Below are 9,618 nucleotides of genomic sequence, written 5' to 3'. Positions count from 1 at the left end.
GAGCGGCTCCGGGCCCCAGGCCCTAGAGCAGGTCCCGCGCTCGGCTGCCGAGCACCCGCGGTACGGCCACGCCGCCCGCCAGGGCCACGTAGCTCCGCAGCCCGCTCGTGGCCCGCCCGACGTCGAGCACCGCGCCCGCCGGCACCCGGACCGCCGCGCCCCACGCCACCGGCCGGCCGTCGACGCGCACCGGGCAGGGCGCTCCCGTCACGGCCGCGATCACCGCGGCGTCGGCCCGTACGGCGCAGCCGTCGAGGGTGGTCTCCAGCGTCGCGCACCGCGCCGGGTTGCCGGCCAGGCGGTTGGCGAGCCGGTGCGCGGGCTCGTCGAGGGCGCCGGAGCGCCCGACGCCCAGATGCGCGTGACCGGGCCGGCCCAGGTCCTGGACGGTGGTCAGCGCCCCGGCCCGCACGACCGTCAGGCCGTTCACGCGCTCACCTCGAAGCGCACCCGCGTGCCCGGGGCGAGCAGCGCCGCCGGTTCCCGCCCGGCATCCCACAGCACCGCGTCCGTACGGCCGATGAGCTGCCAGCCGCCGGGGGAGGAGCGGGGGTAGACGCCGGTGTACGGACCGGCCAGGCCCACCGAACCGGCGGGGACGGCGGTGCGCGGCGTCGCCCTGCGCGGCACCCGCAGGTGCTCCGGCAGGCCGGTCAGATAGCCGAAGCCGGGCGCGAAGCCGCAGAAGGCCACCCGGAATTCGCACCCGGAGTGGATGCGCGCGACCTCGTCCTCGGCGACGCCCCACAGGGTGGCGACCTCGGCGAGGTCCGCGCCGTCGTAGTGGACCGGCAGCACGACGGGATCGCCGTCGGCGGCCGTCAGCGGCGGCACCGTCCAGCGCGGGAGGTCCGCGGCGAGCGCGCGCGGCTCGTCCAGGCCGTCGAGCAGGACGGTGCGGGCGGCCGGGACGATCTCGCGCACCGGCGGTAGGGTGCCGGCGGCGCGGCGGCGCAGCAGCTCCGCGTGCAGGGCCTGGGCCCGCTCGGTGGTGGCCACCTCCACGAGCAGGGCGTGCCGTCCCACGGGAAGGACGCGGGGAGCCGGCTCGGGGGAGGTCACGCGAACGCCTCCAGCCGGACGCCGGCCGCCTCCAGTGCCGCCCGTACCCGCAGGGCGAGTCCGGCGGCGCCGGGGGTGTCACCGTGCAGGCACAGGGAACGGGCGCGGACGATGACGTCCTCGCCGGTCAGGGCCGTGACGGCCGCCTCGCGGGCCAGGCGCACCGACCGCTCGACGACGGCGCCGGCATCGAGGACGACGGCGCCGGGGGCGCGGCGGGGGACGAGCGTGCCGGCCGCGGTGTACGCGCGGTCCGCGAACGCCTCGGTGACCGTGGGCAGTCCGGCCCGCTCCGCGGCCTCGTGCAGCCGCGAGCCGGGCAGGCCGAGCACGGGCAGGGCGCCGCCCGCCCGCAGTACGCCCGCCACGACGGCCGCCGCCTGCTCGGCGTCGGTCACCGTGCGGTTGTAGAGCGCGCCGTGCGGCTTGACGTACGCGACGTCCGAGCCGGCCGCCCGCGCGAAGGCGCGCAGCGCGCCGATCTGATAGGTGATCTCGTCGGCGAGCTCGTCCGGGGGCACGTCCATGGCCCGCCGGCCGAAGCCGGCCAGGTCACGGTAGGAGACCTGGGCGCCGATGCGCACGCCGCGCTCGACGGCGCGCTCGCACACGCGCCGCATCGTGGAGGGGTCACCGGCGTGGAAGCCGCAGGCGACGTTCGCGCTCGTGACGACCGACAGCAGGGCGTCGTCATCGGTGAGGTGCCAGCGCCCGAACCCCTCGCCGAGGTCGGCGTTGAGGTCGAGCACGCCGCCGGCGCGCGGGCCAGCGGCGGTCCCGGTGGTCGGTCCGGTCATGAGGAGGTCCCCCCGCATCGCGTCGAGGATGAGCTGTCGGGCATCGTCGAGGTAGCTGGTCAACTCCGTCTCCGCACGCGCGTACTCGCCGTTCTCCAGCAGCTTCGCGAGGGCGCGGTTGCGCAGCAGGAACGGTTCGTGGAAGTGGCGTGGCGAGGGCATCGCGTGGAAGGCCAGGCGCAGTTCGGCCAGCAGCCGGTCCATGGCCGCGTCGATGCGGGCGCTGCCGCCGAGCGCGGCGAGCGCCCGGTGGAAGCGCAGGTCGGCCGAGCCGACCTCGCGCCAGTCGCCGGCCGCGGCGGCCCGCTCGGCGCGGTCCACCGCCTCGGTGACGGCGGCGCGCAGCGGCCGCGGCGCGCCGGCCGCGGCCCGTACGCCCGCGGTCTCCAGGGCCGCCCGTACGCGGTAGACGTCCGTGACGTCCGCCGGTTCCATGACCCGGACGAAGACGCCGCGGTTGAGCAGGTGCACCACGAGGCTCTCGTGGATGAGCAGCCGGAACGCCTCGCGCAGGGTGTTGCGCGAGACGCCGAGGTCGCGGCCGAGGGCCTCCTCGGACAGCCGGGTGCCGGGCGGCAGCTCACCGGCCTGGATGCGGTCGCGGAGCACGTCGGCCACACGCTGCGCGGTGGACAGGGCCATGGCTACCCCCAACTGAGCGGCGGTACGGACATCGGGCGGTGCGGACGTCAAGCAGTACAGGTATCAGGTGCTACGGCCGTCGGGCGACGCGGACACCGGTGAGCGGGTGCGAGCAGCGGCGGTGCGCGGGGCGACGCGGAAGGCCGTACGGAAAGGCACGCGAACCCCCTTGAGGATTGTTGAACAATATCTTAGCCTCCTCGCCAAGTCGCTTCACTCGTTCGAGTGAGGACCGGGACTCCGGAAGGCAGGACGCATGATCGTTCTCCTGGGCGTCCTCGTGGTCGTGCTCGGCTTCGCCACGAGACGCAACCCCCTGCTCGTGGTCGGTGCCGCCGGCATCGTCACCGGCCTCCTCGGGGGCCTCTCACCCCAGCGCGTCCTCGCCGCCTTCGGCACCGGGTTCGCCTCCAGCCGCACGGTGACGATCTTCGTCATCACCCTTCCGGTCATCGGCCTCCTGGAGCGCTACGGGCTCCAGGAGCAGGCCCGCCGGCTGATAGCCCGCTTCGGCGCGCTCACCACCGGCCGCTTCCTCGCCCTCTACCTCCTGCTGCGCCAGCTCACCGCCGCCCTCGGGATCAAGGACGTCCTCGGGCACGCCCAGACCGTCCGCCCGCTGGCCGCCCCGATGGCCGAGGGCGCGGCCGAGCGCCGCCACGGCCCGCTGACCGACAGGACGCGGGAGAAGATACGGTCCTTCGCCGCCAGCGCCGACAACGTCGGCCTGTTCTTCGGCGAGGACGTCTTCCTGGCCGTCGGCTCCATCCTGCTCATCACCGGCTTCGTCAACACCAGCTACCACACCCATCTCGAACCGCTCAGCCTCGCGCTCTGGGCCATCCCGACCGCCCTGTGCGCCCTGGCCGTGCACGGGTGGCGACTGCTGCGCCTGGACCGCGAGCTGGCGCTCACCACGGCCGGGACCACCCGGGAAACGGTCGAGGGGGCCGTCAAATGATCAAGGCGGAGTGGTTCTACTGGCTCGTCGGCGCGATCTTCTTGTTGATGGCCGCGCAGATGCTCACCGACCGCACCAACCCCAAGCGCCACGGCACCGCCGCCTTCTGGGGGCTGCTCGGCCTCGGCTTCGTCTACGGCACCTGGGTCGCCGACAAGTCCGCGCCGGCCGAACCGCTCGGCGCCGCCGTCCTCGTCATGATCTGTCTCGCCGGCTTCGGCTTCACCGGGCGCGGTACGGCCCGTACGAGCACCCCCGAGGAGCGGGCGGCGAGCGCCCGACGGCTGGGCAGCAGGCTCTTCGTGCCCGCGCTCACCATCCCCGCCGTCGCCCTGATCTGCGCGGTCGGCGTCAAGAAGCTCTCGGTCGGCGGTGAGCCCGTCCTCCAGAAGGGCAGCGAGACCATCCTCGGCCTGGGCATCGGCGCCGTCGTCGCCCTCGTCGTCGGCATGGTGATGGTGCGCGAACGGAAGCTCTCCACCCCCGTGCACGCCGGGCGCTCGATGCTGGAGTCGATGGGCTGGGCCATGCTGCTGCCGCAGCTGCTCGCCACCCTCGGCACGATCTTCTCCGTCGCCGGGGTCGGCGACCAGGTCCGCAGGATCACCACGGCGGTGCTCCCCGACCACTCCCTCTACATCGCGGTCACCGTCTACTGCGTGGGGATGTTCCTCTTCACCGTCGTCATGGGCAACGGCTTCGCGGCCTTCCCCGTGATGACCGCCGCCGTCGGCTGGCCGGTCCTCGTGGCACAGGAGCACGGCAACGCGCCCGCCGTGCTCGCCATCGGCATGCTGGCCGGATTCTGCGGCACCCTGGTGACACCCATGGCCGCCAACTTCAACGTCGTGCCCGCCGCCCTGCTGGAGCTCAAGGACCAGTACGGGCCGATCAAGGCCCAACTGCCCACGGCGGTTGCCCTGCTCGGCTGCAATATCGTGATCATGGCCCTGTTCGCCTTCTGAGACCCCTGTCCGACCCTGCTGGGGAGTGCCCATGACCCGGATCCTGCTGACCGGATTCGAGCCCTTCGGCGGCGAGGGCGTCAACCCGTCCTGGCAGGCGGTCCGTGCCGCCGCGGCCCACCCGCCGGACGGCCTCACGCTCACCGCCGCCCAACTGCCCTGCGTCTTCGGCGGCGCCCTCGACGCGCTGCGCGCCGCCGTCACGGCGGCCGACCCCGACGTCGTCCTGTGCGTGGGCCAGGCGGGGGGCCGCCCCGACATCACGGTCGAACGCGTCGCCGTCAACATCGACGACGCCCGCATCCCCGACAACGCCGGCGCGAGCCCCGTCGACGAACCCGTCGTCCCCGGCGGACCCGCCGCCTACTTCGCCACCCTGCCCGTGAAGGCGTGCGTCGCCGCCGTGCGGGAGGCAGGGCTGCCCGCCTCCGTCTCCCAGACCGCCGGCACCTTCGTCTGCAACCACGTCTTCTACGGGCTGATGCACCTCGCCGCGACCGAACGCCCCGGGCTGCGGGGCGGATTCGTGCACGTACCGTACGCGCCCGAACAGGTCACCGACCGGGCCCTGCCGTCACTCCCCGTGGCCGCCGTCGCCGAGGCGCTGCGTGTGATCGCGGTCACCGCGGCCGGGCGCGTCCAGGACATCCGTGCGAGCGGAGGAGCCACACACTAGGACGGGGCGGGCATTTCGCCCGTGCCGTTTCGTCCGTTGTCAGGGTGAGCGCCTACTCTGTGCGACGTGACTTCTCCAGCCCCGGCGACCGTTCCGCCCCAGCTCAACGGGTCCTCGCGGCCGGCCCCGGGCCCGGCCGCCGACGAGGGCCTGGCCCGCCGGCTGCGCGCGCTCGCCTGCACGGCACCGCTGCACGACCTCGACGCGCGCAAGGCCAACCTCGCCGGGGAGTACGGCGTCTACGCCATGGCCGAGGTGGCGCTGGCCGCCATCGACCTCGTCACGCTCAACATGGACTTCGACACCGGAGCCGATCACGAGCAGATAGTGGCCCGCCTGCTGCCGCGCGTCGCCGCGCAGGCGCCGGAGCGCCCCCACGGCGAGCACGAGCGCGTCGCCCGCTGGGTCCTGGAGAACCTGATCAACGTCGGCAGCGTCGACCGCGGCTTCCGCGCCGTCTACGGCACGTTCGGCCAGGACGGCGTCTATGTGCGGCGCGACTACGACTTCAAGCTCGTCGAGGAAGTGCCCGGCCACGGCGGCACGGTCTTCCTGCGCACCACCGACGAGGCCGTCAACGTCCTGGTCGGAGCCCTCGACACGGACGTCACCAGCGCCCAGATCGCCGCCGAGGTGAAGCTGGAGGTCCTCATCAGCCGGGGCCGCCTCGCCGACGCCCAGCTCGCCGCCGAGCAGGCCCGCTACCGGACCGTGCAGTACGCCGAGACGCTCCGCAAGACCCTCGACGCCACGCGCCGCAACGTCCGCGCGGTCGACTGGCTCAGCGCCGTCCCCGACATGATCGCCGAGGCGCTCGACCACGTCGCCGACCGCTACCGCCACGAGAACGCGATCCTCACCAACATCCGCAAGGCCCGCGACGAGGCCGAGGACCCCGAGCACAAGCGGCGAGCCGCCGAGCTCGTCGACATCGTCAAGGACTGCATCCGCCGCCACACGCAGCTGCAGTCCCGGCTCCTGGAGGCCGGCCCGCTCTTCCGCGCCGAACAGGACCGCCAGGCGTTCGCGCCGACCGCCGCCTCGTCCGGCCTCGACCTGTACGGGCAGCTCCTCGCACCGCTGCTGCCGCTGCCCGTCGAGAGCGCCGGGCGCGTCACGGACGCGTTCTTCGCCCGGGGCACGGGGCTGCGCACCCCCGCCTCCGTGCGGGTCGGCGACCTCGTCGAGATGCTCCTGACGCCTCCGGCCGAGCGGGAGCACCTCGGTGTGGAGATGCCCGAGCCGGACCTGGTCGAGACGCCGGACGACAGCCGCTTCAGCGAGGAACAGCTCGCGAGTGCGATGGAGCTCCTCACCCTGCCCCCGGACGCCCCCCGCCGCCTCTCCGGCCTGCTGGCCGACGCGCGCCGCCGCGACCCCGAACTCCCCTACCTGGTCGCCCTCCTGGCCGTCCACGCGGCCAGCCCGTCCGTCGGCACGGCCTACCGCCAGGGCGAGCACTCGCTGCTCTTCGCCGTCGACGACGGCACGCAGCTCGACGACATCGAGTTCGGGGGCGCGGACCTGATCGTCGGCACGGCCCTCCTCGACGCGGCGGGCATGGCCGCGGACCGCACGGAGGCGGCGTGATGGCCGTGCGGCCGGCTGGGGGAGCACGGGCGATCCGCCCCACGGGGTTGCCTGCGGCAGGCTCGGATCCGGCGCGGACCGGTGATGCGCCCGCATGGCTGCGGCCGGCCGTTTCGTTGCGGCGGCGAGTGTGGTCGGACGGTGCCGGGCCGGTGGCTGTCGCTCCTGCCGTGGCCTGTCGCCGGTCCGGCACCGCCGAGCCGCGCCGTGCGGCGTCCCGCCGTTGCGGCGGGGATGAGGGCGCGGCCCTCTCGGTGTGCCGGCAGGGCATCCCGCCGCGACGGCGGATCACCACGGCGCCGCTGACCGGTGCGGCGCCCGCATGGCTGCGGCCGGCCGTTTTGTCGTGGCGGCGAGTGTGGTCGGGCGGTGCCGGGCCGGTGGCTGTCGCTCCTGCCGTTGCCTGTCGCCGGTCAGGCACCGTCGAGCCGCGCCGTGCGGGGTCCCGCCGTTGCGGCGGGGATGAGGGCGCGGCCCTGTCGCAGGGCGTCCCGCCGCGACGGCGGACCACCACTACGGCGTGGTCCGGCACCGTCGAGCCGGCCGGTGCGCCGCGACGGCGGACCACCCCGCCGTGGCGGGTCACCACCACGCCGCGGCCCGGCAGCTTCACACCACCATGGAACCCAGCGGGAGCTACACCGTGACCGAGTACGACGTCTACGAACCGGCGGAGCCCACCGCGCCCGACGCGGAGTCCGTGCCCACCCCGAGCGGCAGCGGCAACGTCACGCCCGCCGACGCCGCCGACGCCGCGCGGCTCATCGCCTTCGGGCTGCAGCCCAAGCTGCTGCCCGCCCGCGACGCGGAGTACGCCGAACTCCTGCGCCGCCACCGCGACGACCCCGCCTTCGCGCGCCTCGCCGACGCCGTCGCCGCTGGGCTCGGGCTGATCGTCCTGGAGGTGTCCACCCGCGCCGGCATGGCCGTCACCGCCGCCGAGGACTCCGTCTTCGCCGTCCGGATGGGCGACTACGCCCGCCGCGCCACCGCCGACTCCGCCGACCGCTTCCTGCACGGCCTCGCCCACCTCGCCGTCGCCGCGCTGGCCTTCCCGCGCCCGGAGGACCTCGCCGACGACGGGTACATCGGCCGCATCACCGTCAACGGCGTCGACGGGTTCGTACGCCAGGCGTGCCGCCGCCTGGAGGAGCGCGCCGCCGCGCAGGGCGAGAACACCGACCCCACCACCGACGCCCCCGGCCTGGAGGCCGCCTGGCGGGTGTACGCGCGCCGCAGCGCGACCGGTGCCACCAAGGACGCCCGGCGCCTCGCCGGCTCCACCACCGGCATCATCGCCAAGGCCGTCGCCTTCCTCGTCGACTCCGGCTTCCTCCAGCGCACCGGCGACGACGCCGGCGGCGCCTACCGCACCACGGCCCGCTACCAGCTCCAGGTCCGCGACATGGCCGGCAACGCCGCCATGGCCGAACTGCTGGAGCTCGGCGTCGTCCCCGTGGGCGCCGGCGGCGCCACCCTGCTGCCGCCGGACGACGCCGACGACCTCGACCTGGTCGCCGACGCCGGCCTGCCGTTCCACGGCTCCTGATCCACGGCTCCTGATCCACGGTTCCCGATCCACCGTTCCCGCCCCCGTCCGACCAACCGCCCGTCACGACAACGAGAGTCCGCCATGTACGAGCTGTCCCGGGTCCGCCTCTACTCCATCGGGCCCGCCGGTGCGCGCTACGCCGACACCGTGCTGGACCTGCGGGGAGTCGGCAAGCCGGTGCCCTCCCCGGCGCCCGCGCAGGCGGAGTTCTTCGAGGACGAGCCCAAGGGCCCGCCGCGCCGCCCCGCACCCGCGGGCGTGCTCTTCCTGGAGAACGGCGGCGGCAAGTCCGTCCTCCTCAAGCTGATCTTCTCCGTGATGCTGCCCGGCCACCGCAACACCCTGGGCGGCGCCAGCTCCGGCGTGCTGCGCAAGTTCCTCCTCGCCGACGACTGCGGGCACGTCGCCCTGGAATGGCAGCACGTCCTCACCGGCGAGTCCGTCGTGGTCGGCAAGGTCAGCGAGTGGCGCGGCCGCCAGGTCTCGGGCGACCCGCGGAAGTTCGCCGAGGCGTGGTACTCCTTCCGCCCCGGGCCGGGCCTGAGCCTGGACTCGCTGCCGGTCGCCGAGTCGACCGCCATGCGCCCGGCCGCGGACGGCGCCTCCGGCGCGCGCGGCCGCCGCCGCACCATGAAGGGCTTCCGCGACGTCCTCACCGAGGCCGGCAAGGCATACCCCAACCTCGACGTGGTGTGGGAGGAGATCCACGAGCGCTGGAACGAACACCTCGGCGAGCTGGGCCTGGACCCCGAACTCTTCCGCTACCAGCGCGAGATGAACGCCGACGAGGGCGAGGCCGCCGGTCTCTTCGCGGTCAAGAACGACTCCGACTTCACCGACCTCCTGCTGCGCGCCGTCACCGACACCCGCGACACCGACGGCCTCGCCGACCTCGTCCACGGCTTCGCCCACAAGCTCGGCCGCCGCGCCGAGCTGACCGCCGAACGCGACTTCACCGCCGGCTCCCTCGACCTGCTCACCCGCATCGCCGAGGCCGCGGTCAAGCGCGAGACGGCCCGCGGCGTCCACGCCGGTGCCGAGCGCCGCACCCGCACCCTCGCCCGCCGGCTGTCCGCGCGCGGCCTGGAGGAGCGCGGCCGCACCGCCGAGCTCGCCGAGCGGGTCGCCGCCGCCGCGCACGCCGTCACCGACGCCGAGACCGAGCGCGGCCGCAGCTCCCTGGTCGCCGCCGAGCTCGCCTACCGCCACGCCTCCCTCGCGCTGGCCGCCGGCGAGAAGTCCGCCGCCGCCCAGCGCCGCGAGCTCCTCGACGCCCGTACGCTCCACTCCGCCTGGCAGGCCGCCGAGACCGTCCTGCGCCACCGCGCCGCCGCCGACCGCTCCGCCCGCGTCGCCGCCGCCATCCGCGAGGC

At 74.8% G+C, this 9,618-nt stretch carries 7 protein-coding genes and 3 pseudogenes; 6 read left to right on the top strand and 4 right to left on the bottom strand.

Annotated elements, in window-relative coordinates:
• Positions 1-25: 25 nt before the first annotated feature.
• From J7E86_RS29290 to J7E86_RS31465, 4 genes and pseudogenes are all read right to left on the bottom strand, one after another.
• Positions 26-430, bottom strand: a pseudogene (locus J7E86_RS29290) (allophanate hydrolase subunit 2 family protein); the annotation flags it as partial.
• Positions 427-1,062, bottom strand: a complete 636-nt coding sequence (locus J7E86_RS29285) for an allophanate hydrolase subunit 1 (protein WP_215085839.1) — start codon at positions 1,060-1,062, stop codon at positions 427-429. The gene J7E86_RS29285 and the pseudogene J7E86_RS29290, both read right to left, overlap by 4 nt.
• A complete protein-coding gene (locus tag J7E86_RS31470) occupies positions 1,059-1,859 on the bottom strand; it encodes a LamB/YcsF family protein (RefSeq protein ID WP_251019853.1) in 801 nt (266 codons plus the stop codon). Before J7E86_RS31470 ends, J7E86_RS29285 begins: the two co-directional genes overlap by 4 nt.
• Before the next feature lie 57 nt (positions 1,860-1,916).
• Positions 1,917-2,501, bottom strand: a pseudogene (locus tag J7E86_RS31465) (GntR family transcriptional regulator); the annotation flags it as partial.
• A gap of 256 nt (positions 2,502-2,757) precedes the next feature.
• On the opposite strand from J7E86_RS31465, the gene J7E86_RS29275 reads away from it, so the two are divergent.
• From J7E86_RS29275 to J7E86_RS29250, 6 genes and pseudogenes are all read left to right on the top strand, one after another.
• Positions 2,758-3,462 (top strand): DUF969 domain-containing protein, encoded by a 705-nt coding sequence (locus tag J7E86_RS29275; RefSeq protein ID WP_215085837.1) that lies wholly within the window; start codon positions 2,758-2,760, stop codon positions 3,460-3,462.
• Positions 3,459-4,427 (top strand): DUF979 domain-containing protein, encoded by a 969-nt coding sequence (locus J7E86_RS29270; RefSeq protein ID WP_215085836.1) that lies wholly within the window; start codon positions 3,459-3,461, stop codon positions 4,425-4,427. The genes J7E86_RS29275 and J7E86_RS29270 overlap by 4 nt, the downstream gene beginning before the upstream one ends.
• Positions 4,428-4,458: 31 nt before the next feature.
• Entirely contained in the window at positions 4,459-5,103 is a 645-nt protein-coding gene (pcp, locus tag J7E86_RS29265) for a pyroglutamyl-peptidase I (RefSeq protein ID WP_215085835.1), read from the top strand.
• 66 nt (positions 5,104-5,169) lie between these two features.
• Complete coding sequence (locus J7E86_RS29260; RefSeq protein ID WP_215085834.1) at positions 5,170-6,693, top strand: hypothetical protein; 1,524 nt, start codon at positions 5,170-5,172, stop codon at positions 6,691-6,693.
• Positions 6,694-7,312: 619 nt separating this feature from the next.
• Complete coding sequence (locus J7E86_RS29255; RefSeq protein WP_374223875.1) at positions 7,313-8,242, top strand: hypothetical protein; 930 nt, start codon at positions 7,313-7,315, stop codon at positions 8,240-8,242.
• Between the two features lie 84 nt (positions 8,243-8,326).
• Positions 8,327-9,618 (top strand): annotated as a pseudogene (locus tag J7E86_RS29250) (hypothetical protein); the annotation flags it as partial.

It is taken from the genome of Streptomyces sp. ISL-11 (assembly GCF_018614525.1).
Taxonomy (GTDB): Bacteria; Actinomycetota; Actinomycetes; order Streptomycetales; family Streptomycetaceae; genus Streptomyces.
Note: the sequence above shows the minus strand (reverse complement) of the source record. Positions and strands in the feature narration are given on the sequence as shown.

What these genes read in the sequence shown, in the direction of transcription:
- J7E86_RS31470 (WP_251019853.1), bottom strand. Translation starts at nt 1,859, where the DNA reads ATGACCGGACCGACCACCGGGACCGCCGCTGGCCCGCGCGCCGGCGGC.
- J7E86_RS29275 (WP_215085837.1), top strand. Translation starts at nt 2,758, where the DNA reads ATGATCGTTCTCCTGGGCGTCCTCGTGGTCGTGCTCGGCTTCGCCACG.
- J7E86_RS29270 (WP_215085836.1), top strand. Translation starts at nt 3,459, where the DNA reads ATGATCAAGGCGGAGTGGTTCTACTGGCTCGTCGGCGCGATCTTCTTG.
- pcp (WP_215085835.1), top strand. Translation starts at nt 4,459, where the DNA reads ATGACCCGGATCCTGCTGACCGGATTCGAGCCCTTCGGCGGCGAGGGC.
- J7E86_RS29255 (WP_374223875.1), top strand. Translation starts at nt 7,313, where the DNA reads ATGGAACCCAGCGGGAGCTACACCGTGACCGAGTACGACGTCTACGAA.